This window comes from Alteromonas sp. S015, from assembly GCF_036864485.1.
Taxonomy (GTDB): domain Bacteria; phylum Pseudomonadota; class Gammaproteobacteria; order Enterobacterales; family Alteromonadaceae; genus Alteromonas.
The window spans coordinates 640,418-666,035 of sequence record NZ_JAZETO010000001.1 but is presented as its reverse complement, the minus strand read 5'-3'; the positions used below and the strand labels follow the sequence as shown (position 1 = coordinate 666,035).

Annotated in this window: 25 protein-coding genes and 4 tRNA genes; 25 read left to right on the top strand and 4 right to left on the bottom strand. The window is 45.0% G+C overall.

Annotated features, from left to right (window positions below; all coding sequences use genetic code 11):
• Positions 1–215 precede the first annotated feature (215 nt).
• From V7R42_RS02910 to V7R42_RS02885, 6 genes are all read left to right on the top strand, one after another.
• Positions 216–665: a tellurite resistance TerB family protein gene (locus tag V7R42_RS02910; RefSeq protein ID WP_334018725.1), complete on the top strand. Its 450-nt coding sequence runs from the start codon at positions 216–218 to the stop codon at positions 663–665.
• A gap of 172 nt (positions 666–837) precedes the next feature.
• Positions 838–2,910, top strand: coding sequence for a putative bifunctional diguanylate cyclase/phosphodiesterase (locus V7R42_RS02905; RefSeq protein ID WP_334018724.1), 2,073 nt, complete (start codon positions 838–840; stop codon positions 2,908–2,910).
• Between the two features lie 298 nt (positions 2,911–3,208).
• Complete coding sequence (locus V7R42_RS02900; protein ID WP_334018723.1) at positions 3,209–3,490, top strand: calcium-binding protein; 282 nt, start codon at positions 3,209–3,211, stop codon at positions 3,488–3,490.
• Between the two features lie 60 nt (positions 3,491–3,550).
• On the top strand, positions 3,551–4,948 hold the full coding sequence (locus V7R42_RS02895; protein ID WP_334018722.1) for a sensor histidine kinase: 1,398 nt from the start codon (positions 3,551–3,553) through the stop codon (positions 4,946–4,948).
• Between the two features lies 1 nt (position 4,949).
• On the top strand, positions 4,950–5,534 hold the full coding sequence (locus V7R42_RS02890; protein ID WP_334018721.1) for a hypothetical protein: 585 nt from the start codon (positions 4,950–4,952) through the stop codon (positions 5,532–5,534).
• On the top strand, positions 5,531–6,871 hold the full coding sequence (locus tag V7R42_RS02885; protein ID WP_334018720.1) for a sigma 54-interacting transcriptional regulator: 1,341 nt from the start codon (positions 5,531–5,533) through the stop codon (positions 6,869–6,871). Before V7R42_RS02890 ends, V7R42_RS02885 begins: the two co-directional genes overlap by 4 nt.
• An 86-nt stretch (positions 6,872–6,957) precedes the next feature.
• On the opposite strand, the gene V7R42_RS02880 is transcribed toward V7R42_RS02885, so the two are convergent.
• Complete coding sequence (locus V7R42_RS02880; RefSeq protein WP_334018719.1) at positions 6,958–7,443, bottom strand: GAF domain-containing protein; 486 nt, start codon at positions 7,441–7,443, stop codon at positions 6,958–6,960.
• Positions 7,444–7,570: 127 nt separating this feature from the next.
• Positions 7,571–8,470, bottom strand: coding sequence for a DUF72 domain-containing protein (locus V7R42_RS02875; protein WP_438823627.1), 900 nt, complete (start codon positions 8,468–8,470; stop codon positions 7,571–7,573).
• Positions 8,471–8,669: 199 nt separating this feature from the next.
• Here V7R42_RS02875 and aspS point away from each other — a divergent pair, with 199 nt between their 5' ends.
• The 17 genes from aspS (at position 8,670) to V7R42_RS02790 (ending at position 20,995) form a co-directional block, all read left to right on the top strand.
• Positions 8,670–10,430 (top strand): aspartate--tRNA ligase, encoded by a 1,761-nt coding sequence (aspS, locus tag V7R42_RS02870; protein ID WP_334018718.1) that lies wholly within the window; start codon positions 8,670–8,672, stop codon positions 10,428–10,430.
• Positions 10,431–10,433: 3 nt separating this feature from the next.
• Positions 10,434–10,874, top strand: coding sequence for a dihydroneopterin triphosphate diphosphatase (gene nudB / locus V7R42_RS02865; RefSeq protein WP_334018717.1), 441 nt, complete (start codon positions 10,434–10,436; stop codon positions 10,872–10,874).
• Entirely contained in the window at positions 10,874–11,392 is a 519-nt protein-coding gene (gene ruvC, locus V7R42_RS02860; protein ID WP_334018716.1) for a crossover junction endodeoxyribonuclease RuvC, read from the top strand. The genes nudB and ruvC overlap by 1 nt, the downstream gene beginning before the upstream one ends.
• 36 nt (positions 11,393–11,428) lie before the next feature.
• A complete protein-coding gene (ruvA, locus tag V7R42_RS02855; protein ID WP_014948863.1) occupies positions 11,429–12,049 on the top strand; it encodes a Holliday junction branch migration protein RuvA in 621 nt (206 codons plus the stop codon).
• A gap of 68 nt (positions 12,050–12,117) precedes the next feature.
• Positions 12,118–13,122: a Holliday junction branch migration DNA helicase RuvB gene (ruvB, locus tag V7R42_RS02850; protein ID WP_334018715.1), complete on the top strand. Its 1,005-nt coding sequence runs from the start codon at positions 12,118–12,120 to the stop codon at positions 13,120–13,122.
• Between the two features lie 592 nt (positions 13,123–13,714).
• Positions 13,715–14,113, top strand: a complete 399-nt coding sequence (gene ybgC, locus V7R42_RS02845; RefSeq protein ID WP_014948865.1) for a tol-pal system-associated acyl-CoA thioesterase — start codon at positions 13,715–13,717, stop codon at positions 14,111–14,113.
• On the top strand, positions 14,103–14,792 hold the full coding sequence (gene tolQ / locus V7R42_RS02840) for a protein TolQ (protein ID WP_014948866.1): 690 nt from the start codon (positions 14,103–14,105) through the stop codon (positions 14,790–14,792). The genes ybgC and tolQ overlap by 11 nt, the downstream gene beginning before the upstream one ends.
• A gap of 29 nt (positions 14,793–14,821) precedes the next feature.
• A complete protein-coding gene (gene tolR / locus V7R42_RS02835) occupies positions 14,822–15,241 on the top strand; it encodes a protein TolR (protein ID WP_159494383.1) in 420 nt (139 codons plus the stop codon).
• Between the two features lie 7 nt (positions 15,242–15,248).
• Positions 15,249–16,142 (top strand): cell envelope integrity protein TolA, encoded by an 894-nt coding sequence (tolA, locus tag V7R42_RS02830; protein WP_334018714.1) that lies wholly within the window; start codon positions 15,249–15,251, stop codon positions 16,140–16,142.
• 4 nt (positions 16,143–16,146) lie between these two features.
• The gene (gene tolB / locus V7R42_RS02825) at positions 16,147–17,502 is read left to right on the top strand and encodes a Tol-Pal system beta propeller repeat protein TolB (RefSeq protein WP_334018713.1); all 1,356 of its coding nucleotides are present in this window, start codon (positions 16,147–16,149) and stop codon (positions 17,500–17,502) included.
• 39 nt (positions 17,503–17,541) lie between these two features.
• On the top strand, positions 17,542–18,108 hold the full coding sequence (pal, locus tag V7R42_RS02820; protein WP_334018712.1) for a peptidoglycan-associated lipoprotein Pal: 567 nt from the start codon (positions 17,542–17,544) through the stop codon (positions 18,106–18,108).
• Positions 18,108–18,902 carry a tol-pal system protein YbgF gene (gene ybgF, locus V7R42_RS02815; protein ID WP_334018711.1) on the top strand — a complete coding sequence of 265 codons (795 nt, stop codon included), beginning with the start codon at positions 18,108–18,110 and terminating at the stop codon, positions 18,900–18,902. The genes pal and ybgF overlap by 1 nt, the downstream gene beginning before the upstream one ends.
• A 292-nt stretch (positions 18,903–19,194) precedes the next feature.
• A tRNA-Lys gene (locus V7R42_RS02810) sits at positions 19,195–19,270 on the top strand.
• A 24-nt stretch (positions 19,271–19,294) separates the two neighbouring features.
• Positions 19,295–19,370 (top strand) — tRNA-Lys (locus V7R42_RS02805).
• A gap of 38 nt (positions 19,371–19,408) precedes the next feature.
• Positions 19,409–19,484: transfer RNA gene (locus tag V7R42_RS02800), tRNA-Lys, on the top strand.
• Positions 19,485–19,726: 242 nt separating this feature from the next.
• Positions 19,727–20,782, top strand: a complete 1,056-nt coding sequence (nadA, locus tag V7R42_RS02795) for a quinolinate synthase NadA (protein ID WP_334018710.1) — start codon at positions 19,727–19,729, stop codon at positions 20,780–20,782.
• 122 nt (positions 20,783–20,904) lie between these two features.
• A tRNA-Ser gene (locus V7R42_RS02790) sits at positions 20,905–20,995 on the top strand.
• A gap of 187 nt (positions 20,996–21,182) precedes the next feature.
• Here the strand turns inward: V7R42_RS02790 and V7R42_RS02785 are convergent.
• Together V7R42_RS02785 and V7R42_RS02780 are read right to left on the bottom strand one after the other, a co-directional pair.
• Positions 21,183–21,617, bottom strand: coding sequence for a hypothetical protein (locus tag V7R42_RS02785; RefSeq protein WP_334018709.1), 435 nt, complete (start codon positions 21,615–21,617; stop codon positions 21,183–21,185).
• 236 nt (positions 21,618–21,853) lie between these two features.
• Positions 21,854–23,023 carry a patatin-like phospholipase family protein gene (locus tag V7R42_RS02780; protein ID WP_334018708.1) on the bottom strand — a complete coding sequence of 390 codons (1,170 nt, stop codon included), beginning with the start codon at positions 23,021–23,023 and terminating at the stop codon, positions 21,854–21,856.
• Between the two features lie 220 nt (positions 23,024–23,243).
• Here V7R42_RS02780 and V7R42_RS02775 point away from each other — a divergent pair, with 220 nt between their 5' ends.
• Together V7R42_RS02775 and V7R42_RS02770 are read left to right on the top strand one after the other, a co-directional pair.
• Positions 23,244–24,260, top strand: coding sequence for a 2-dehydropantoate 2-reductase (locus V7R42_RS02775; protein ID WP_334018707.1), 1,017 nt, complete (start codon positions 23,244–23,246; stop codon positions 24,258–24,260).
• Between the two features lie 127 nt (positions 24,261–24,387).
• The gene (locus V7R42_RS02770) at positions 24,388–25,614 is read left to right on the top strand and encodes an OprO/OprP family phosphate-selective porin (RefSeq protein ID WP_334018706.1); all 1,227 of its coding nucleotides are present in this window, start codon (positions 24,388–24,390) and stop codon (positions 25,612–25,614) included.
• Positions 25,615–25,618 lie beyond the last annotated feature (4 nt).

The window sequence follows — 25,618 nt, the reverse complement described above, 5'->3', positions numbered from 1 at the left end:
GCTGATATGTCACGTTGTGCTGAGATTGTTTCTTGACGTCATAGCACTGGTAGCTGTGTCCAGTAATACTTCGTTACTTATTCAGTTATCGCTGTAACTCTGTCCAGTAAATTAAGCAATTAATCGATTTTAGCTTTTACCAAGTAAACGTTTTATCGATACTCAATTTTCATTAGCCGTAGGTATTTCTGCGGCGACACTAGTAGTAGGGCCCCATGTTGAAATCATTTCTTAAACTTTTCAAAGATACACATAAGCACTCAGAGCCAACGTATACAGTTGAACTGGCTACCGCAGCGCTACTTAGTGAAATTGTTAACGCTGATAACGAGGTAACGTATAGCGAGAGATGTGAATACGAGAAGCAGCTTAGAAAGCATGTCAACATAGATGAGGAAGCCATGTCGTTGCTGCTTGAACGAGGGCAAGAGACGGCTGACGATTCAATTGACTTGGTGCGTTTTACTCAAGTACTAAATAAACACTGCAGCGCTGATGAGAAAACAGATGTGATTAAGAGCCTCTGGGCCATTGCGTACGCGGATGAATCTCTAGCGCCTCTTGAAGAGAGTACAATTCGTCAAATAGCTGATTTGTTGTACGTTCCCCACAGCCAATTCATCAAAACTAAACTTGAAGTAGCTGAAAGAAGGCAGCGTTTGTAAGCACTTCGCCGACCTTTTTTGTGTTAGCTACAAAAATGGATTCAAATTTAACGACCTGTACCTTACTATTGTGACCAAACAATTATAAAAGCTTAGCGGTGACGGAGCTGTTTCATAGCCTGTAGTATCACTTGCTTACAACAGCTTGCAGCACTGACGTAAGGGTAGTTGAGTGTTTAGAACGTTGAAAATTCCAATTGGGCTTGTCATTGCACTGTCGATGTCGGTGCTAGCGCTTTCTGTGGTCATTGTTACTAAATTAGAACATCACGCTCTTTTAGTGGATAGAGTAAAATATAATACCGCTACGTTTAGTAATGCGCTGTCGCTACAGCTATCAATTGTAATGGAGCGCAGTCCCGGAGATAACGCACTGCTATCGTCTCTTTTTCAAACGATAAAACGACACGATAATCTACTTTCCGCCACACTGTACGACAAAGATTACCAGGTCATTTCGACTATTCAACCTGAACCCATACACAGGCTTCTAGATAAAACGGTGCCTTCGGAGCCAGCAGAAATTCCGTTTGGTGTTACGCAGTATGAAAATGTAATTACCGCTCATCAAACACTAGGCAGTAGCCTCTATCCATTAGGGCATGTTGTTCTTTATGTAGATATCAAAGATACCGTGTCGGTGAGTTCAGCCCGCCAGCTTATCAGGCAAGTGCCAATAGTTATTGCAATGTGGGCGTTGTGCACTGGTACTTGTGTATTCATTCTGTATCGTTTGATTTCTCCCATCGGATCGCTAAAGCAGTTTACCCAAGAGGTGTTTGAGTCAAAAGACTATGCACTGCGCAGTTCGCTTAATGCATCTAATGAAATTGGGCAGTTATCGAATAACATTGATAACTTATTAGATACCATTGAGGTTGAGCTACTTATCAACTTTGAGCAAAAACAGACATTGGTGGATCAACAAGAGACCATGTCTCGTTTGGCAAACTTCGACAGTTTAACCGGTCTACCTAATCGGCAGTTTGTTCTTGATAATTTAAGGCTTGAGTTAGCCAGAGCCAAACGAAATGATGAAGATCTGTTGCTGCTGTTTTTTGATTTAGATGGATTTAAAGGCATAAATGATTCTTTAGGGCATGAAACCGGAGACCTCATTCTTATAGAGGTTGCCGACCGCGTTCAATGTTTGTTGCGCGACGGAGATTTATTCGCACGGTTGGGAGGAGATGAATTCCTAGTCTTGCCCGATAGAGATGTGTCAACTGATCAAGCGCAAAGCTTAGCAATGCGACTTATTACTGCATTTGATGAGCCTTTTGAACTTCGCGGTTTATCGCTGACGGTGGGATTGAGCGTAGGAATTGCTACTGCATCCAATGCGGGTTACGACCTAAGCGAGTTAATGAGCAACGCAGACCTTGCTATGTATCGTTCGAAAGCGCGAGGTAGGGGCAGCTATACACTGTTTACACCTGATATGGTTGAATCGCACAAGCGTAAACTTCACTTAGCTAATGGCATTGAGCAAGGCCTAAATAACGATGAGTTTGTTGTTTATTACCAGGTTAAAGTTAACAACGAAGGTTCTGTAATTGGGGTAGAAGCACTTATTCGCTGGCAACATCCCGAGTTTGGTTTGGTCATGCCGAACGAGTTCATCCCTATCGCTGAACAAGGCGGTAAAATTTCTGCAATTACACGTTGGGTAATAAAGCGTGTTTGTATCGATATGCCAGATTTAAAACAATGGGGCTCGTCTCCGTTTAGGGCCTCTATCAATTTATCTGGACACGATCTGCGCAGCTCTCAGTTATTTGATTACATTTACAGTACATTTAAGCTGTACGATATCAACCCCGAAAACATTGAATTTGAAGTAACTGAAAGTGCTTACCTCGAAAATTTTAGCCTTTCCAATAAGTTCTTTAGACGTATCGGAAATATGGGGTGCGCCATAGCACTCGACGATTTTGGAACGGGCTACTCCTCGTTGAGTTATCTAACGCAAATCAATATCGATACCCTAAAAATCGATCGACAATTTGTTACGGAAATTCAAACCTCAGAGCGAAGTCGTCTTGTTACTGGGGCAATCATTGATTTAGCGAAACGATTGTCACTCTCTGTATGTGCTGAAGGGATAGAAAACCTCGAACAGTGGAGTTACCTTAAAGCGCACGGTTGTGACAACGTGCAAGGGTTTATGTTTAGCAAGCCCATCCCTTTATCGGAGCTCATTCTTTCTCCTTCTCGCTACAGCGTTAGTGATTTCATTGTATAGTACGGCTTCAGTTAAACCACCTTGGTGCGCAGTGTTTCAAAGTGGTGTTTCTTTTTTGCAACATTTCACCCATATACTGAGTACTTCATGATAAGTGAAGTTTATTACCGCTATGTTTTTTATGGCTTTTTCCTTTTTGGTCTGAAAATCGCATAACTAGCTTGAATGCAATTATGATAGTGGTTAATTGAAGACTAGTTGTAGTTACCATGAGCTTTAATAGCGGCATAACCCGATATCACAGGGCTGTTAATAAAGCGGATTGAGAAGGATTTTAAAAGCGTATAGCGGAGGATTCATGATGAAACGTCTCGAAAAAGTTTTCTTAGCACTTTGTGCTATTGCTGCAGTACAAGCAATTTCGGTTGCGGACGCCTATGCAAGTTCAGCGCGCTCGCTGTTGCAGGAATTAGACATCGACAAGGATGGTTTGATTTCACTTAAGGAAGCAGTGCGACATACAGATCTCCTGCGTAATTTTGGACTGATTGACGACAACGAAGATGGCAAACTTTCCGAAGCCGAATTGGCAAAAAGTAAGTTAACGCCAGGCAATAAAAAGCTCACAGCAAGTGAGTAGATAAAATAATACATTTAAGAGGGTAAGGTTCTGATAAACAAGGTTTCGTTTGGTGAACGCTTGGTTCAACTTGGTTCACTAAGGCAGTTAACGTTAGGTAGTTTTGTACTGGCTCTTATCCCTCTTATTGCGTTGCTTTGGCAAAGTCAAAGCGATTTAGCCAAAGTCGGCCAAATGACTACGCTCGAGACAAGGTTTGTGGTCGACATCGTGGGTGATATGCAACGGCTCGACAACGCCGTTGTAGACGTAGAGCGCAGTATTCGGCAATTCGCAGTACTAAGAACTGACAGGGTGGCATCCTTGTCGGACAATGCCATAGAGCAGTTTTCGGTAGCAGCAGATAATTTATGCCAGGCCCTGTCTGTTCCATCTTCCTGCATGCGACTGTCAGAACAATTAAATCAATTGGCCGAATATCGTGCGATTGAAGACCAACTGTTACTCAACGCTTACCTTGCATCAGTCGGCGACAGCGTAGATCAGCTTCGCGACGATGTCGAGGCCGCCATCAGCGAACGTGTTAAAGTTCAGCAAGATGACTTGAACGCTATGCAGGCAAAACAAGCTTGGTCTACGGCTATGCTAGTGAGCGTCTCGCTATTACTAATTTTAATGGGGAGTCAGCTTATCGTGAACCCCGTTAATAACTTAAAAAAAATTATAAGGATCATGGCCCACAGCGATGGTCAACTTCCACCGCTTTCGAAACAAGCCCCAAAAGAACTGATTGATGTAGAGAAGGATCTGCACTGGCTCTATGATCGTTTGCAGCAACTGGAGCATATCAGAACAGCATTGTTGCGACATGCAGCCCATGAGCTTAAAACGCCACTTGCCAGTATAAAAGAAGGCTGCAGCTTGTTGTCCGAAAATGTAGTGGGTGAGCTTAACAGCAGTCAGCGAGAAGTCCTTTCTCTACTTACCGCCAGCACGCAAAGACTCAATACGCTGGTGGAAAAGTTGCTCGACTACAATTTATTGTTGCAGCAAGCACAGCCGAAAATGGTGCAGAGTGACGTGAGTAAGCTAGTTTCTGCCTGCTTGGAGGACTATGCGCTCGCTATTCAAGATAGAGAGGTGGAGGTAAATATAACCACATCCGATGTACGTATAGATGAGGAACTCTTTAGAAGAATACTCGATAACTTGGTGTCCAACGCGGTAGCGCATGGTGCAGTTGGAAGGCCGATAAACATAAGTGTTTATAACGAAAATCATAATCTAGTATTAGATGTTGCCAACCGCGGTAAACGCATCGCACCAGAGTCAGTACATACTTTATTTGAACCTTTCATCCGAGGAACCGAGCCAAGAAATGATAATGTAATTGGTACGGGGTTAGGGTTATCAATTGTTGCTGATTGTGCTCGACTAATGCATGGTGATGTGCGCGTAGTAGATGTAGACTATGCCGATGTTTGCTTTAGAGTGACCATTGGGCAACAGGAAAAATAAGATGAGAAAAAGTGGTTTAATTGTCGCTTTACTGGTGTTGGCAGGATGTCAAAGTTTAACCAGAAACAACGACAACGCAGGTGAGTCAGAAAAGGTGACCCCTGTAGCCAAAATCGAGAGTGGCCTTTGTTTATTTGACGAACCTCCCCGAGGTCTGGAACATAATTGCGATACAATCTATTGGCTTAACAAATGGGTCGATGCGGCTAATCAACCCTGGATGGAGCGTAAGCAAGCATTACAAGCACTAAGTGATACAGCGTCCGATATACTGCATGCCTATATTTTAACACTACCAACAGATACGCCTTATCAAGACAGGTTGCGTGCTCAGCTTGCTTTAAATGATATTGCCGGTGCATTTACACCCATCGCCCAAGAAGTGGTTAATGTTATTGCTGCATCGCATAACAATCAGATTATGCAGCTTGAATCTGCCATGGTGGTGTTGGAACAAGAAAATACTTCTCGTGGTGAGAAATTAAAAGCACTTGAAATTGAAGCAGTAAACTTGCGCAAAAAACTAGAAGAATTGTTGCAAATAGAAGCAACACTGATGGATAAAAACAGGAGTACGCAACAGTGACCGAAAAGGCGAGTAGTAACCCTCACTTATTGTTGGTTGATGACGATAAAAGCCTATTGCGCTTATTAACTATTCGTTTAGAAGGCGAGGGCTACCAGGTGACCGCGGTGGAAGACGGTCAATCAGCGTTGAGAAAACTTCAAAACGACAATTACGATGTTGTATTGAGTGACTTGCGTATGCCGGGTTTAGATGGCCTGAGTTTGTTTGAAGAAATTATGGGCATTAGAAAAGATATTCCTGTAATTCTAATGACGGCTCACGGCACCATTGCTGATGCGGTGGCTGCCACTCAGCGTGGTGTATTTGGTTTTTTGCCAAAACCGGTCGATCACGATGAATTACGCGGGCTGCTGCAAAAAGCACTTAGCCAGTCTCAAGCTGCACAGCCGGGAGATTGGGCAAAGGACATCATTACCCGTTCACCTGAAATGCTAAATGTACTAGATCAAGCGTTCCGCATAGCCCAGCGCGAAGTGTCTGTACTTATTAGTGGCGCGAGCGGTACAGGTAAAGAACTACTTGCAAACGCAATTCATAAAGCCAGTAACCGAAGCGACAAGCCATTTGTAGCCATTAACTGCGGAGCATTGCCAGAAAACTTACTTGAGTCGGAGCTATTTGGGCATGCTAAAGGCGCGTTTACTGGCGCTGTAGCAGCACACCCCGGTCTATTTAGAGAAGCCGACGGCGGTACGCTCTTTTTAGATGAAATTGGTGACATGCCGATGACACTTCAAGTTAAGCTACTGCGAGCGTTACAAGAACGTCAAATTCGTCCGGTGGGGAGCAGCAAGCACGTAGACATCGATGTGCGTATTATTTCTGCGACGCACAAAGATTTGCACAAGGAAATGGAAGAGGGCACTTTCCGTGAAGATTTGTACTACCGCTTAAACGTGGTAAATCTTAAGCTTCCGTCGTTGAAATCGAGAAGTGAAGATATTCCGCTTCTGGCACGTTCACTGCTACAACAAAGTGCACAGCGTCACGGTGTAAATGTAAGTCAATTCTCTGATGACGCGATGCAACAGCTCGTGACGTCATCGTGGCCAGGCAATGTGCGTCAGCTTGTAAATGTGGTTGAGCAATGCGTAGCACTAACCCAAACCCCTGTTATTCCGCTTCACTTAGTAGAGCAGGCCCTTTCTGCAACCAAGCAAAGCTGGCCTACGCTTACGGAAGCGCGTGATGCCTTTGAGCAACAATACCTTCACAAGCTACTTAAGATGACGGACGGTAATGTAACGCGCGCGGCAGAGCTTGCAGGCAGAAACCGTACAGACATGCATAAACTTATGAAAAAGCATGAGTTAGATGCAGCTGATTTCAGGTAGACATAGTCGAGCTGAGAGAGTTATTAAACGCATCACTTTTTAGTGGTGCGTTTTTTTTCTGCGATACAAAAAGCGTAGGGCTGGGATTATGCTGGAAGGTGTTCTGAAAAAATAATGGCTTCAACTGTGCGGGCGTGTTTTTTTAAACTTTCTATTTCAGGCACTGTAAAGCTACGTGGTTCATCAAACAGAAGGCATAACGTACCCAACTCGTATCCGTCTTTATTGCGCAAAATGACACCTGCATACGCTCTAATGAAAGGGTTGCCAGTAACTAGCGGGTTATTAGCAAATAGCTTATCGGCTTTAGCGTCGGGAACAATTAAGTATTCTTCTTCGGCTATCGCGTAGGTGCAAAACGAGATATTACGCGGTGTTTCGGTAGCATCCATACATTGGCGAGACTTAAACCATTGGCGATCTTCTGCAACAAGGCTTACTAAGCAGGTTTTAGCATTAAACTCTTCTTGTACGGTTTTGGTAAGTTCGTCAAGTTGTTCGCTTGGAGAAGTATCTAAAATATCTAACGATTCAAGCGCAGCAATACGCGCTTTTTCATATTCGTGGTTCATTGAGGTTATTTCACGTTAATAATGGTGTAGTACTAAAATAGATAAGGAGGATAGTTTACCGTTGAATTAGAAAAAGGCTATCTATTAAAAACAAAATATTAATCTGCGCAATGCCAGTTGCTTGTCATCAAAACAGCGTATTCTGTTCGGGCTGACTCTTAATAGACAGGTTTTCTAGCACGAGTGAAGGATTATCGTTGTTATACAAATCGATAAACTGCTGCGCTAACCAGGGGGCGTCTTTGTTGTCTGGGCGGTGACAAAAAAAGTACACGTCTTTTCCTTCACTTTGCCACTGTTTCACTTTTTTCACCCAAGGCAATAAACAGCGTCTGTTGTCATCATCTACATCATTGCCTACAAAGCGCACGATGGGAGTATTACCTGTAGCGATAACGTTTACTGGTACTCGGGGTTTTTTATGCCTGACTTCTTCTAGTATTGCTCGTCTATTTGTTCCCCCTGCCTCTAGAGACCCGCTAAATAAAGCTCGGGTGTCCATAATGACCCTATTCGCACTGTGGCGGCTCAAAAGTTGGTTAAGCGCCTTTTCCTCGTCACCCTTAGCGAAAAACGCCAGATGGCGCACTTCAACCGCTATGTTTAATTCTTGAGGTAACGCCGCTAAAAATGTATCCAAAATGGATAGCTTTTCTGGCCCGAAAGAAGCGGGCAGTTGCAGCATCATTACTCCTAGCTTTTCTTTTAACGGGCTTAATAAAGCAAGCTGTTGGGCAACCTCTTCATCACAATGCTGTAATTGGTGAATATGAGTAATATTCTGGTGAAACTTGAAAGTAAATTTGAAGTGATCGGGTACTGAATCGCACCATCTCGCTACAGCGTCTTGGTGGGGAAGAGAGTAAAATGTGGTATTTCCCTCGACCGTATTACACTCCTTGGCATACAGCGACAATCCATTATCAGATTTGGGATAATTGGCAAACCATGTGCTTGGCCAATGGCTGTGTTGCCACATTGGCAGTCCAATATGAAGATTTCCATGTGATATGGCTGATTTGTGCATATTTGTCATTGGGCTTTATCAAGCATTTGTTTATACTATGCGGCCTTTAAATCATTACATTATGCATGTAGTGGGCGGGCCAGTTAATTGGCCAGCAAGTTTACGCGATTTTTGGCAAAGTCTTAAGCCTAAAAGTAAGCGGTTTTAAACGCCAATTCACTGCATACGAAGCAAGAAAAAACATCAGGGGTCAAGGACCATGCGCACAGATTACTGTGGGAATATCGATTCATCATACATTGGACAAGAAGTTACCCTTTGCGGGTGGGTTAATAAGCGTCGCGATTTAGGCGGTGTAATTTTCATCGACTTACGCGACCGCGAAGGTATCGTACAAGTGGTGTTCGACCCAGATTTACCAGACGTGCTATCGGTCGCAAACACGTTACGTAGTGAATTCTGCGTAAAGCTAACCGGTAAAGTACGTGCGCGCCCTGAAGGTCAAATTAATAAAGACATGCGCACAGGTGAGATTGAGATCCTAGGCACAGGCCTTGAAGTGATCAACAAGTCTGACGTACTTCCACTAGACTGGAATCAAGAGAACTCAGAAGAACAACGCCTTCGCTATCGTTATCTAGACCTTCGTCGTCCCGTAATGAGCCAGCGCTTACAATTCCGTGCAAAAGTAACCGGTGCTGTACGTCGTTTCCTAGAAGAAGAAGGTTTCCTTGATATTGAAACGCCTATTCTTACTAAGGCAACGCCAGAAGGTGCACGTGACTATCTAGTGCCAAGCCGCACGCACAAAGGTGAGTTCTTTGCACTTCCGCAATCGCCACAGCTTTTCAAACAGCTTCTGATGATGTCGGGCATGGACCGTTACTATCAAATCGTTAAGTGCTTCCGCGACGAAGACTTACGTGCTGATCGCCAGCCAGAATTTACCCAAATCGATATTGAGACCACGTTCTTGGATGCCGATGGCGTAATGTCTATTACCGAACGCATGATCCGCGACTTGTTCAACAAAATGCTAAACGTCGACCTTGGTGACTTCCCGCGTATGACATACGCCGAGGCCATGACACGCTTTGGTAGCGACAAGCCAGACCTACGTAACCCGCTAGAGTTAACAGACGTTGCAGACTTGCTTGCTAACGTAGACTTTAAAGTTTTCAGCGGACCGGCAAACGATCCTAAAGGTCGCGTTGCGGCTATTCGCGTACCTGGTGGGGCGTCACTTTCGCGTAAGCAAATTGACGAATACACTAAATTTGTAGGTATTTACGGCGCGAAAGGCCTAGCATGGATTAAAGTTAACGACGCTGGTGCTGGACTTGAAGGCCTGCAGTCGCCAATCCTTAAATTCCTAACAGAAGACATCACTAACGCCATGCTAGAGCGTACTGGTGCACAAAGTGGCGATATTCTATTGTTCGGTGCAGACAGCTACACTGTGGTTACCGAAGCGATGGGCGCACTTCGTCTTAAGCTTGGTGAAGACTTTGAGCTTCTTGAAGGCGAGTGGAAGCCACTTTGGGTTGTTGACTTCCCAATGTTTGAAGAATTTGACGGTCAGCTTCACGCTATCCACCATCCGTTTACTGCTCCACGTGGTTTAACGCCAGAAGAGCTTAAAGCTAACCCAGCTGAAGCCTTATCTGACGCTTACGATATGGTATTGAACGGTGTTGAATTAGGCGGTGGTTCTGTACGTATTCACAATGAAGACATGCAGTCTACAGTATTCAACATTCTTGGCATTGACGATGAAGAAGCGAAGAACAAGTTTGGCTTCTTGCTAGATGCACTGCGCTTTGGTGCGCCGCCGCATGCAGGCCTTGCGTTTGGTCTAGATCGCCTAGTAATGCTGATGACTGGCGCAACATCTATTCGTGACGTGATGGCATTCCCTAAAACGACCACAGCGGCATGTCCATTAACATCGGCGCCTAGCCCTGCAAACCCACAGCAGCTTGAAGAGCTAGCTATTGCAACGGTGAAAAAGCAATCGTAATTTATGGCGTATAAGAAGCCTGAATCTGCACTGGTAGTGTTGTATGACCAACACTACCGAGTGCTGCTTTTGCAACGACAAGACGACCCCACCTTTTGGCAGTCGGTAACCGGCGCGTTAGAAGAGGGAGAGTTACCCTTAGAAACGGCATATCGTGAAGTGTGTGAAGAAACTGGCATAGATGCCAAAGCGCACGGCTTTGTGGTAAACGATCACGATAAGCAAAACCAATATGAAATTCGTAGCCGCTGGCTACATCGTTATCCTCCAGGTACCGTGCATAATACAGAGCACGTATTTTCTCTTCAGATAAACAGCGATTTACCCATTGTCTTAACAGAGCACTTGCAGTACGAATGGGTGTCGAAAGACGAAGCTCTCGCGCGTTTATGGTCTCCTTCGAATAAAGAAGCGGTATCTTTGTTTGTACCGAGTGTGCCTTAATGGTTATACTGGGTATAGATCCAGGTTCTCGGATCACAGGCTACGGTTTAATTGCACGCAAGCAAGGTAAATTGGTGTATGTAGCAAGCGGATGCATTCGCGTTGGAACGGGAGATTTGCCTTCTCGTCTTGCTAATATCTTTTCCGGGGTGGGCGATATTATTCGTCAATATAAACCCGACCAGTTTGCTATTGAGCAAGTATTTATGGCGAAAAACCCTGATTCAGCGCTGAAGCTTGGTCAGGCCAGAGGTGCCGCCATTGTGGCAGCCACGCAAGCGCAACTTCCTGTTGCTGAATACAGCGCAAGGCAAATAAAGCAGTCGGTAGTAGGAAAAGGTGGCGCAGATAAAACGCAAGTTCAGCATATGGTAAAACACCTGCTTAGCTTAAGCGGCACCCCCCAAGCCGATGCTGCCGATGCATTAGCCGTTGCCTTGTGTCATGCACACACCGAACAGAGCCTGATAAACATGGCAGGGCAGGCCCGAAAAACCGTTCGTGGTCGTTTGCGCTAATACTGCTCGAAGCTCACGCTTTTACAGAGATAATTCATGATTGGACGAATTCGCGGTACGTTGGCTGAAAAACAGCCTCCAGAAATTCTTGTAGATGTAGCCGGCGTTGGCTACGAAATTCACATGCCTATGACCAGTTTCTACCAGCTTCCCGCGGTGGGTGAAGAAGTGGTGGTGTACACTCACTTTGTGGTTCGTGAAGACGCCCAGTTGCTGTTTGGTTTTGCAGATAAAATGGAAAGAGGGCTATTCCGAGAATTGATCAAAGCCAATGGAGTAGGCCCGAAATTAGGCCTTGCTATTTTATCTGGTATGTCGGCAAGCCAATTCTTGGCAAGCGTACAAAATGAAGATGTCTCTGCACTCGTCAGCTTGCCAGGTATAGGTAAGAAAACCGCTGAGCGTTTAGTGGTAGAGCTTAAAGACCGCTTAGCAAAATTTGGCAAGGCGCAGAGTATTGCTGTACCGCCCCCAAGTGGCGACTTGTTATCCACCAACACTATTGTTGCTGTGAACGACGCACGGGAAGAAGCGCAAAGTGCGCTTATTGCATTAGGTTATAAACCTGCTCAAGCGAGCAAGTTAGTCGACAGCGTATATAAAGAGGGCATGGAAAGTGAAGCCCTTATTCGCGAATCATTAAAAGCGGCCATATAATGGCGCTCAATGAAGACAGCGGTTCTAAGTCTGCCTGTCTTCTCGTCACCGTTTAAAGTAGAACTATCATGATTGAAGCCGACAGACTGATTACGCCTGAAGCCAACACCGAAGACGAGGTCATCGACCGCGCCATTCGCCCTAAAATGCTTGAAGACTATACGGGGCAGCCTCACGTATGTGAGCAAATGGAAATTTTTATTCAAGCTGCGCGTAATCGCGACGATGCGCTAGATCATCTACTTATTTTCGGTCCGCCAGGACTGGGTAAAACCACGCTTGCAAATATTGTGGCGAACGAAATGGGCGTGAACATTAAAACAACGTCTGGGCCCGTGCTTGAGAAAGCTGGGGATTTGGCCGCACTGCTTACCAATCTTGAGCGCAACGATGTATTGTTTATAGACGAAATACATCGCTTAAGTCCTGTGGTAGAGGAAATTCTTTATCCTGCCATGGAAGACTACCAGCTTGATATTATGATAGGCGAGGGGCCTGCCGCCCGTTCAATTAAGCTAGACCTTCCTCCTTTTACGCTGGTAGGCGCTACCACCCGCGCAGGCTCGCTAACGTCGCCATTACGTGACCGTTTCGGTATTGTTCAACGCCTTGAGTTTTACAACGTAAAAGACCTCACCAGTATTGTAGCAAGAAGTGCCAGCTACCTTAATTTAGATATGAACGAGGAAGGTGCGCAAGAAGTGGCACGTCGCTCGCGGGGCACGCCGCGTATTGCCAATCGTTTGTTACGCCGTGTTCGAGATTATGCCGAAATCAAATCTGACGGTACTGTGGGCGCCGACGTTGCGGCCAAAGCATTAGATATGCTTGATGTAGACAAAGAGGGCTTTGATTACATGGACCGCAAATTGCTTACTGCCATTATCGAAAAGTTCGATGGTGGGCCAGTAGGCTTAGACAATTTGGCCGCAGCCATTGGTGAAGAGAAAGAAACCATAGAAGATGTGATTGAGCCCTTTCTTATTCAGCAGGGCTTTTTACAGCGCACGCCTCGAGGCCGTATTGTGTCTCAGCGTGCCTATCTTCATTTTGGCTTCGCTCCCTCTGAATAATTTGCCGCCTCTTTGTAAGAAGGTTTAGATTTTTTTTAAGGCCTAGCAGGATTGCTGGGCTTTTTTTGGTAATACAGAAAGCGTCTCAAATGCTACAAGCAAATGTTCTAATGGGGGAGGCGGCTAGTTCAGGGTAGCCATTGAAGCGTGTTTGAAAATTAATGGCGTATTATTGTAATGCGCCAGATGAGCATGATCTGCCAATAATTGAGTTTAGTATAGGTGCTAGATTACAGGCAAAAAAAAGCCCGCTCATTGAACGGGCTAAAACAACAAGTGTTGAAGGAAATAAATCCAGGGAACTCATGTCTAACAGGAGGATAACTCTTGCATGACCGTGCTTAGCACCATCACGCTCTGTACGACTGATGCTGTGCATTATAGGGAGTGCCGAAAAAACTACAATTGAGTAAAATTGTTGTTTGGGATTAGAATAACTAATGTGTTAACTAGGTGTTTCATATTGGTTTACTTTTGATTAAATGTTAGCTTTGGTGGGGGTTGTAGAGATGTTTTGCTCTGCACTTTATCGCGCTAATTAGTTAGTTTATCTTCACTTTGGATTATTAATTTTTTTGGTAAAGGAATAGTTATGCATTTACATCAGGTAAGAGTGTATTACGAAGATACCGACGCAGGCGGTATCGTCTATTATGCGAATTACCTAAAGTTTATGGAGCGAGCCCGTACAGAGTGGCTTCGCGAGCTAGGCTTTGAACAAGATACACTGATGGAACAATCCATCGCTTTCGTCGTCAAACACGTTGAAATGCATAACTATGCGCCTGCGCGGTTCAATCAACTGTTGAGTATTGAGACTCGCGTTGTAGAATTGAAAGGCGCTAGTATGACGTTTCAACAAATTATTAAAAATGAACAAGGCGTTACATTGGTATCGGGAGATATCAAGGTTGCCTGCGTCGATTTGGCAGTTATGAAGCCAAAAAGATTACCACGTACTTTGTTAGGGGAAATTTCGCGTGTCATCTGATCTCACTTTTATTGGCTTGTTTTTACAAGCGAGTTTTATTGTTCAACTAGTTATGCTTTTGTTGCTAAGCGTGTCGATAGCGTCGTGGACGTTTATCTTCCAACGCAGTAAAGCGTTGTCGGCGGCACGCAACGAAATGCGTCAGTTTGAAGATAAGTTCTGGTCAGGCGCTGACCTGAATCGTCTTTATCAAGAGCTTTCCGCCAGAACTAACCTAACAGGCATGGGCAGCATCTTTTGCTCAGGCTTTAAAGAGTTTGTTCGCCTGCGCAAGTCTAACACCGCCACCAACGGCATAGTTGACGGTACATACCGTGCCATGCGCGTTTCTATGTCTCGCCAAGTCGAAGAATTAGAAAGTCGTCTACCCTTTTTAGCCACGGCGGGCTCAATTAGTCCTTACATCGGTCTATTTGGAACTGTGTGGGGGATCATGAATGCCTTCATCGCATTAGGTGAAGTGCAGCAAGCTACCCTTGCTATGGTAGCGCCGGGTATTGCAGAAGCACTTATTGCAACTGCTATCGGCCTGTTTGCCGCTATTCCTGCGGTTATTGCCTACAACCGTTTCAGCCATCAGGTTGAGAAGCTAGAAAATAGCTACGGTAACTTCATGGAAGAGTTCTCTGCAATCCTTCACCGCCAAGCCGTTGCTGCGCAAGCACAACAACAAGCCTAAGCGTTTACATTCCAAACGGAGGACTTGTTATGTATGTAAGAAAACGCCGCAGGCCGGTATCTGAGATAAACGTAGTGCCCTACATTGATGTGATGTTGGTGCTGCTGATTATCTTTATGGTAACGGCGCCGCTTATTTCGCAAGGGGTAAAGGTAGACTTGCCTAAAGCAAGTGCGAACCCCATAGAGCAAGAAGATACACCGCCAATTATTGCTTCAGTGGATGTTAAAGGTCGCTACTTCCTTAATGTAGGCGAAGACCAGGAATCGCCAATTAGCAAAGACGAGCTTGGCGCAATAGTGAAAGCACAATTGACCAAAGAGCCCAATACGCCCGTAGTGGTTAAAGGTGATGGGCAAGTAGCGTATAACGAAGTGATACAACTAATGGTGTTATTACAGCAGGCGGGTGTGCCTTCAGTAGGGTTAATGACGGATCCGGTTGAGTAATATAGATATGTCGAAACCTGAAGTGTCGAAAAGCACGTCAACCGCTAGCCACTCAAACAACGCGAGTAATGGTGTAAGTGGTGATAAAAAGAACGGCAATTGCGCCAAGCAAGCCAGCAGCATAAGCCCAGAACAAGTAGGCTTGTACAAATCTATAGGTTTGCATCTTTTTATTGCTGCGCTGTTGCTAATTAGCGTCAGCTTTTCTCCAGAACCTTTGCCAAGTTTACCGTCGAATGCGCCAGTGATAGAAGCGACGTTTATTGATGCACAAGCCATTGCAGATCAAAAAAGGGAGCAGGCACAAGCTGAAGCACAAGCAAGAGCCGAAGAGCAAGAAAGGCAAAGAAAAGCAGAAGCGGCAGCAGAGAAAAAACGTCAGCAACAGTTAGCAGCCAAGCGTGCAAAAGAGAAGCGGAAAGCCGAAGCCGCCGAAGCGAAACGTCAGAAAGACTTGGAGCGCTTAGCGGCGCAGAAGGAACAAGAGCGTAAGGAGCGCGAAGCAAAAACGAAAGCTGAGGCTGAGCGAAAGAAAAAAGAAGCAGCTGAACGCGCTGAAATGGAAAGGATCATGCAAGAGCAGCTTGCAAAAGAACAAGCTGCTCAGCAAGAACGTAGGCGAAAACAGGTACTTACTGAAGTAGAGCGCTATACCGCGCTTATTCAGCAAACCATTAAGCGCAATTTGTATTCAGACGACAGCTATCAAGGCAAAACCTGTCGATTGAATATTCGGTTAGCAACGACAGGGTTTGTTACGAGTATTCGTGTACTCGGCGGCAACGATGCGCTGTGTAGAGCGGCTGAAAGCGCGGTTCGCAGGGCCGAAAAGTTACCGGTATCTGATGCGCCAGACGTTTACGAGCAGTTAAAAGACATTACTTTAAAAGTGGAATTATAGTGGTATGAAAAAACTAGGTTTATGGATAGCGCTTATTACGATGACATTCAGTGTCAACGTGTTTGCATCCTTAGAAATTGTGATAACCGAGGGCGTAGATAGTGCACGTCCAATCGGGGTTGTGCCATTTAAATGGAAAGGTCAGGGCAGTATGCCGGGCGATATTTCTAAAGTGGTGATGGCCGACCTAATGCGTAGTGGTAAGTTTAATCCGGTATCTGTCGACAAAATGCCACAGTACCCAGAGACAGCTAAACAAGTGTCTTTTACTGCATGGGCGACCTTAGATGTAGATACAGTTTTAGTTGGCAGTATCGAGCCACAGGGAGGCGACCGTTACCTTGTATCCTATGAGTTAATTGACGTGCTTAAAGGGCAAGTTGCCAACGGGCAGGCCAAAGTACTCAAAGACGGGAGTTTAGTGTCGAGTAACGAGCATATACTCGCAGCTCGTCAGGCCGTAATTAACGGTCGAGATTTTCGCCAGTATGCGCATCGAATTAGCGACATTGTGTATGAGAAATTAACCGGTGTTCGCGGTGCATTTTTAACTAAAATTGCTTACGTCATTGTCCGCGATCGCGATACGGTTGAAAAACCCTATCAATTAGTGATAGCTGACTACGACGGTGAGAACGAAACGCGTCTGTTGTCTTCGCCAGAGCCCCTTATGTCCCCTGTATGGTCGCCGGATGGCGAGAAGCTAGCGTATGTGAGTTTTGAAAATCGCAGGCCGCAAATATTTATCCAGAACATCTACACTAGCGAGCGTACGCGCATAACTGACTTCCCCGGAATTAATAGCAGCCCAGTGTTTTCACCAGATGGCAAGCAACTTGCTATGGTGTTGTCGAAAGATGGGAATCCTGAACTCTATGTTATGGACTTAGCGACGAAAAACCTTCGCCGAGTAACACGTAATAGAGCGATTGATACGGAGCCTGCTTGGCTACCTGACGGTAGTGGTTTAATATTTAGCTCGGAACGGGGTGGTAAACCCCAGATATATAGCGTAAATTTAAGTTCTGGGAAAGTAAGGCGAGTTACCTTTGTAGGGGAACAGAACCTTGGCGGTACAATTTCCCCTGACGGTAAGCAAATGATTATGGTTAACCAAACTAATGGGAACTATCATATTGCGAAGCAGTCATTGGATGGTGGATCACCTCAAGTACTGACACGGACGTACTTAGATGAATCACCAAGTGTGGCGCCGAATGGAAGCATGATTATTTACAGCACCCTTCATGAGGGAACCCAAGTGTTGTCACTGGTTTCTTTAGATGGGCGTTTTAAAGCTAGGTTACCAGCAGCCAATGGGCAAGTTAAATCGCCAAGTTGGTCACCATTTTTGTTCTAACAATTTAACGACAAACAATAAAATTTAAGGATTAGTAGGATGCAAATGAATAAAGTGATGAAGAGCTTCATTATCGCGTTGCCAGTAGTGACAATGATGGCGTGTTCTTCAGGCCCTAGCGAAGAAGAATTGGCAGCAGAGCGTAACCGTCTTGCACAAGAACAAGCTGCAGCAGAAGCTGAAGCGCGTGAAGCAGAAGCTCAGCGTGTTAAAGCTGAAGCAGCTCAGCGTATGAAGCGTCAAGAAGAAATGGTTCAGCAAGAAATGGAAGCGCTGAAAAACGAACAAACCGTTTATTTTGACTTTGACCGCTCAAGCATCAAGCCAGAGTTTCAGCGTATTTTAGACAAACATGCAGCGTTCTTGGTGAAAAATCCAGGCACTAAAGTGACGATTGAAGGTCACACTGATAGCCGTGGTACGCCAGAGTACAACATCGCGCTTGGTGAGCGTCGTGCGCAGTCTGTTGAAACTTACTTACTTAATGCTGGTGTAAGCAGCAGCCAAGTGACGGTAGTTTCATACGGTGAAGAAAAGCCAGCAGTGATGGGTTCTACTGAGTATGCATTTGCTCAAAACCGTCGCGGAGTGGTTGTTTACCGCTAATGACTATTCTAACGAATAAGACATTAAAAATAGGCGTCACGTTATGTGCCGCCTTTACTGTTTCTAACGCCTTCGCGCAAGCGCCTGTTATCGATGCCAACGGCGGCAGTGAATTAGAGCAGCGCATCGTTGTACTTGAGCGTATTGTTAAAAGCCGAACCGAAATGCAGCACAGGCTTCAAACGCAGTTAGACAATATGCAAATGGAAGTCGATCAGTTACGCGGTGCGGTTGAAGTCAATACCAACGAACTTCAAAAAGTACTTGAGCGTCAGCGTGAGCTTTACCTTGAAATAGATAAGCGCGTAGAAGCACTTAAGCAAAGCGGCGCGCTACAAGGTAGTGCCATGCCTAGTGCTGGTGTTGATTCGGGCTCTGTGAGCTCTCCAGCAGCATCTACGACAACGCAAGCACCGCAAGCAGGCGAGGATGAAGCCTACGAAAATGCGGTGAACTTAATCCTGAAGTCTCGAGAGTACGATAAAGCCATTCCTGCCTTTCAATCGTTTATTTCGCGCTTTCCCAACAGTGGTTACGCACCAAATGCGCATTACTGGTTAGGACAACTGTTGTTTAATAAGCAGCAGTGGAGCGAAGCAAGTGAGCAATTTAATATTGTAGCTAATCGCTTTACCGACTCTGCTAAGCGACCAGACGCCTTATTAAAACTAGGTGTTATTGCTGAGCGAACGGGAGACAGTGCAACGGCACGACAGCTGTTTCAACAAGTTGTAAAAGATTATCCTGATTCTTCGGCAAAACGCCTCGCTGAATCTCGGTTAAATAACTTGTAATGAACAAAGCCTCTTTCAAAGAGGCTTTTTTATGAGTTAAAGGAAAGTTTTTTTCAAAAAACTCTATTCAAACTGCATAAAACTTCTGGACCAAATTTCACTGTATTTCGTAGAAACCTGACTAAACTCAATTGGTACGGGTATAAATACTCAGCGATTTGTTTTCATTTTGACCGTTTAGTCGTAATTTGACAGAAAAATGAAAATAAAAGGACGTTATGGGTTGCGTCGAATAAAAATCTGAGTATTATATGCCGCCGTTGCCAAGACACAGGCAACAACAGGAAAGAAAGGGTCGTTAGCTCAGTTGGTAGAGCAGTTGACTTTTAATCAATTGGTCGCTGGTTCGAATCCAGCACGACCCACCACTTTCTCTCCTAGCATAAAATGATGGGTCGTTAGCTCAGTTGGTAGAGCAGTTGACTTTTAATCAATTGGTCGCTGGTTCGAATCCAGCACGACCCACCATCATTTGAATTGCTAAACTTATCTGTGTGTCACTTGATGGGTCGTTAGCTCAGTTGGTAGAGCAGTTGACTTTTAATCAATTGGTCGCTGGTTCGAATCCAGCACGACCCACCATCAAGCCTCAAATTCAAATATTTTTATTAAATAATCTTCCCAGTATAAAACGCTAATGCTCATTGCGGTTTAAAGCGCTACTCATCTCATTTGTACTTTGATCTGGTTTACCTAACCCCATGTAGTAGAACAGGTAAGCACAAATTCGACTATTTAATTACGCTTATGTTGATTAGGTAGTGTGTAATTTTTATGACAGTTGGGTATAATCCGCACCCTTGTCGCAACAGAGATGTAGGTTAATGTCAGTAGCATTTCGAGTGGATCAGGTAGAGTACCCGTTCCCAGCAAAACCACAGCCATTATCAGAAGCACGTAAAGCCGAGTTAAAGGCAGAGATTAAAGCCTTGCTTAAGGCTCGCAACGCTGTGCTTGTCGCACACTATTACACCGACCATGAAATTCAGGCGCTCGCTGAAGAAACAGGCGGCTGCGTGGCAGACTCATTGGAAATGGCGCGATTTGGTAGAGATGTAGAAGAGCAGACGTTAATTGTTGCTGGCGTTCGCTTCATGGGCGAAACGGCAAAAATTCTTAGCCCTGAAAAAAACGTCCTAATGCCAACACTGGAAGCAACGTGTTCGCTTGATATAGGTTGCCCGGTAAAAGAGTTTAGCGAGTTCTGTGATCAGTACCCTGACCACACGGTAGTAGTTTATGCCAATACATCAGCGGCGGTAAAAGCCCGCGCTGACTGGGTAGTAACGTCAAGTATCGCGCTTGAAATCGTTGAACACTTAGATAGCCAGGGCAAGAAAATCATTTGGGGCCCTGATAGACACTTAGGCTCGTACATTGCCAAGCAAACGGGCGCCGACATGCTAATGTGGCAAGGCGAGTGTATCGTTCACGACGAGTTTTCTGCACAGAAACTTGCTGATATGAAAGCACTGTATCCAAATGCCGCCGTACTGGTTCACCCTGAATCACCCGCAAGCGTGGTAGAGATGGCCGATGCTGTTGGCTCAACCAGTCAACTAATAAAAGCCTCGCAAACCATGGATAACGACACCTTTATCGTTGCTACCGATAAAGGCATCTTTTACAAGATGCAACAACTTACTCCAGAGAAGACGTTTATAGAGGCTCCAACGGGCGGTAACGGCGCTACGTGTAAAAGCTGTGCTCATTGCCCTTGGATGGCAATGAACGGCTTAGAAGCGATTAAGGCGTCTTTAACGGGCGAAACTGATGGGCACGAAATTTATGTTGATGATGAGTTGCGTAAAGGTGCACTTATTCCACTTGACCGCATGCTTAACTTCTCAGCCGAGCTAAAAGCGAAAGGCGGGCTATAAGCGCACGTTTTATAAGCACTTGTTTAATAATTTCCAGCAAGTTCTTGATTAAGCGCGCAGCTTTACCTACTATACGCGCGCTCGAGGGTTTTCGTCGTTGAAATCTTCTTGATACAAAATTTGGAGAGATGGCTGAGTGGCTGAAGGCGCACGCCTGGAAAGTGTGTATACGTTTATAGCGTATCGAGGGTTCGAATCCCTCTCTCTCCGCCAAATACAAAGAACCGGCTTTAGGCCGGTTTTTTTGTGCCTATCGATTAGTGCTGATTAACGCACCAATACTCTTCGCTGGAGTAAAAAGAAACCCGCTGTGCAGCGGGTTTCTTTTTAAACGCGTTTGTTGCGACGCTGGTATGCTAAAGCTAATGGCTTTTCATCTGTAATATCGCGCCGCTGCGAATTACTTCGCAATTTGCTGGTGAAGCTTAATTAGGTCAGGAAGCTTTTTCGCGTAAATCGCTTTCTTTGTACCTGGGTGAAGTAGTTGGCTCACGAATGTGCGTAAGAAGCCAAGAACAAAGGTTTGAACGCGATCAGCGTCTGCTTCACTTGGGTTAGCGATAAGCTTTTCTGTCTCCGCTTGTACTTTATGTACAATCGGGTCCATGGTGTCTTTTCCAGAAACTAAGTCATTACCAGTTACAACGCCTTTGCCAAGCAAGTCTCTAACTGCCGAGTATAAATCAGCAGAAACAGCGTTAGACTGTCCCCAGTTCGCAATGTTGAATTCTTCAGCAATCTTATCTAGATCAGCAGTTGGGTCGCTCGACTTCAATAGGCTGTCGATAAGTTTATGGGCTTCAGTTTGTTTTACGGGTGTTGATAATTCTGACATGGTTACATTTAATGATTATGTGGGTGAGCGCGTTATAAATATTCTGCCAGACAATGTCAACCCGTTTGCCGCTAATAGAGGCAAGAACGGGAGAGGAGCTTGCTAAGTCATTATGTAAACATGGCGAACTAAGCACCGAAATAGCACAGAAATAGCACAGAAATATTACTGAAAGCGTAGCAAAATAGAGAAAAGGCACTTGCTGCGAAGCACCTTTTTTAAAATGAGTAAACAGGCTACGCGGAGATTCTATTCTCTTTGTCTGCTTTATCTATCTTGCCCGTTCGACGTGCTGGGAAAGGCAACTTAATTGGACGTTTACCAATTGATGCAGCATGTTCTGATTTCATACTATCATTAGCGCCGTCTTTACTATGCATGCCCTTGGGTCTATCAGTTAAATCAAAAAACGCAGCAACAGGCTGTCTGTTTGCCTCTTGCAGATAAGCAATGGCTTCGTGTTCGGTGTCTAAAAAGGCACTTCCAGCTTGCTTACCAAGCTTATAATCGTGACGAAGTTGTGCGTCTGTACTGCCTAACAGTTTACTTTGAAGCTTATCCGACGCAAAAATTTGAATAACCTCTACGCCTTCTGGCGGGTTTTCAATAAACGCCAGTTCTTTTTGATACGCTTGTTCGTGCTGCAGTAGATAGTCGATTGTTTTTGGGCACGTGCCCGTTGCGCACATTACCGCGCTTAATTTTTGTAGCCAAGGCGACTGTACTTGAAAGCCTCTATCTACGGTGCGAATAACTACGATTTTCGTCGCGCCGCGCTTGTACGCTTCGGTAACAGGCAACGGTGCAGCCAAACCACCGTCTAGAAAGAAATCGGTATTGGCTGCTTGTTTCGTCTCGACGTCAATGTGCAGCGGTACGCCCTGTTTGTAAAGTAAGGGGAGGGCGCTCGAAGCCTTGATAAGATCGACCCAGTTGTGAGTACTTTTCATTGGATCGAGAAAATACGCCTGTCTGTCTCTGGAATTTGTGGCGGTAAATAAAATTTCTCTGTTTGCAACATTAGCCTTCGCAGTATCAAGATCAAGTAAACGGTTCGCTTCTTGGGTTTTGTCAAAATACCAATCTAAATCGACAATATGCTTTCCCATTAAACCTCTTCCCATTTGGAAAAAGCGTTTGTGTCGAGTTAAGCCGCGAATAAGACGCTTTGCATAGCCTTTTTGACGCGCCACAAAGCTCGTTAAGTTCTGTGAACCTGCGGATGTGCCAATAAGAATATCGAAAGGGTCGTGTCCGGCGTCTAACCATGTATCGAGTACGCCCGCCGTGAAAATTCCTCGCTGTCCACCACCTTCCGCAACCAAGGCAACTTTGCCATTGTTCGACGTTTCAGCATTGCGTGCTTTTGAATAAGCAAGAGAAGGAGCAGATTGTTGACCCGACATGATAACCCTCTATTTGACCATGACTATAAATTGACTACTTGGTCTAATTGTAGGGAGATCACGATGCCAGAGAAAATTGAAAGAATAAATCGGATTGATAGGAAATAACTGATACTGAAACAATTTTTGTTATTCCAATGTGATTTTTGTGTTTACATTTTGATCGTTTAATCGCAGTCTAACAAGGTGTTGAAAGCTAAACTTTCATTGGGAGTCAATAATGAAAATTACCGTGTTAGGTGCGGGAAGTATTGGATGTTATGTTGCGGGCTGCCTGTTAGCCTCAGACCCCACATTAAGCGCTTCTAATGCGCTTACGCTCATTGGCCGTCAGCGTTTATATGAGGATATTACAGCTAATGGCATCAAAGTAACGGATTGGCAAGGGCGTGAGCAGCTAACAAAACCTGAGCATATCGCTTTTTCAATTGAGAACGATAGTTTAATTCATGCTGACGTTATTTTGCTTTGCGTTAAAAGCCAAGATACCGAGCAGGCTGCTGCGATAATCAATCAGCATGCAAAGCAATCAGCGGTCGTAGTCAGTCTGCAAAATGGTGTGGGTAATGCACACCTGCTTCGCCAGCACATAAAACAATGCGTAATTGCAGGTATGGTGCCTTTCAATGTTTTTTATAAAGGTAACGGCCATTTTCACTGCGGTACTGAAGGCAATATTGCCCTTGAAGACCCCAATAACCAATGTAGTGACATCATAAAAGCGCTCAAGAACGCGTCGTTGCCCGTTACGGTTTATAACGATATGAAAGCTGTACAGTATGGCAAACTTATTATGAACTTGAATAACGCGGTCAATGCACTGTCGGGTATACCGCTGAAATCACAGCTAGGGGATAGGCAATATAGGTTAGTTATGGCAAAGGTGTTGTCCGAGGCGTTAGCAGTATTAAAAGCGGAAGGAATTGCACCAGCAAGAACCGGTAAGGTCATTCCCAAACTAATGCCAAAAATTATGAAGCTACCTAATTTTTTATTCAATGTGGTGGCTTCATCTACGCTTAAAATAGATCCCGAAGCTCGTTCATCAATGTATGAAGATTTGGCGCTGGGGCGACGAACGGAGATTGATTATTTGAACGGCGAGATAGTCAGGCTTGGTGAAAAAAATCACATAGCTACGCCAATGAATAAGCATATTGTTAACTTGATCAAACAACACGAAGTTGCTCAGAAAGGAAGTCCTCACTTACCAGCAAATGCCCTGTTGTTAAAGTGACAGGTCTATCTAACGGTGCATTTCAACGTTAAATATTACAGTTTTGTGTCATTTTTATGTCAGGACACTTGATTCGTATACTAAAGTATATATCCTGCGCGCAAACTTCCGTTATATTTAGTGTGCTTTGCTTTTTCAAAATCGTTTTTCTTCTTACCTTCTGTTGAGTGCTTTATGGGCGTCGCTTTTCCATACGGCGGTTGTAGCGTCTGAGGTTGATGTCGAGCGCGAATCTAGCGCAACGTTCTCTCAATACAATGGCAACGGTCTTTCATTTCAAAGCGACAACAATACCTTCTCACTACGCGTGCGCGGTAGATTTCAGTTTCGCTATGCCAATCCCGGTGTAAGCCAGCCTACCGAGCGTGCTGACTTTGAGCATAACGCCGGTAATCAATTTGGCGTTAACAGAGCGCGGGTCAAATTAAACGGTCACATTGGTTTGCCTTGGATTAAATATGGTGTGGAATACGATGCTGTCGATCAGCGCACGCTGACCGCTACACTATCTTTTGAAAAGTATGACGCGCTTCGGTTTAAGGTTGGTCAGTGGAAAGTCGAGTATTCCAGAGAGCGCAGTGTAAGCAGCGGCGGCCAGCAAATGATGGATCGTTCAATCATCAACAGAATATTTACGCTAGATAGGCAAATGGGGGCATCCCTGTACGGAAATCTTGATGGCCCAGGCGCGGCCAATTTCAATTACTGGGTAGGAGTATTCAATGGCTCAGGCCGTGGTGATTATAGCAATCACGATGGCGAGAATATGTATACAGGGCGATTACAGTGGAATTTCTTAGGTGTGTCTGTCGGGTTTAAAAACAGTGACATTAAACGAACAGGTACCCCCAAAGCAGCTCTAGCAATAGCGGGGGCGAAGTTCAAAAGCCAGTTTACGCGTTTTTCATCGTCTGGCGCTGGTAATTTAGCCTACTTTAGTGCGGGCGAGATTGAAGGTCAGTACGACATTCAGCAGTTTGTGATTGATGGTGCCTATTTTTATAAAGGGTTTAATGCTCAAGCGGAATATCATGAAAAAGATATTGTGGATTTAGCGGACAACGATAGAAAAACAACGCTGCGGGGCTATTATGTGCAGGCGGGTTATTTTTTGAGTGAATCAATCAGCTGGTGGCCAGAGCCCCTTGAAATGGCTGCACGCTTCGGGACCTATTCGCCCCGAGACAGTGAACAAGACGATCGCTTTTTTGAAAAGACAGTGGCATTCAACTATTTTTTTAACGGCCACGAAAACAAACTAACCGCAGAGGTAAGCAGGGTTTCACTGGATCAGTTCGATACTGAAGTGGTAGACGAAAGCATCTATTCTCTGCAGTGGGACGTCAGTTTTTAACTAC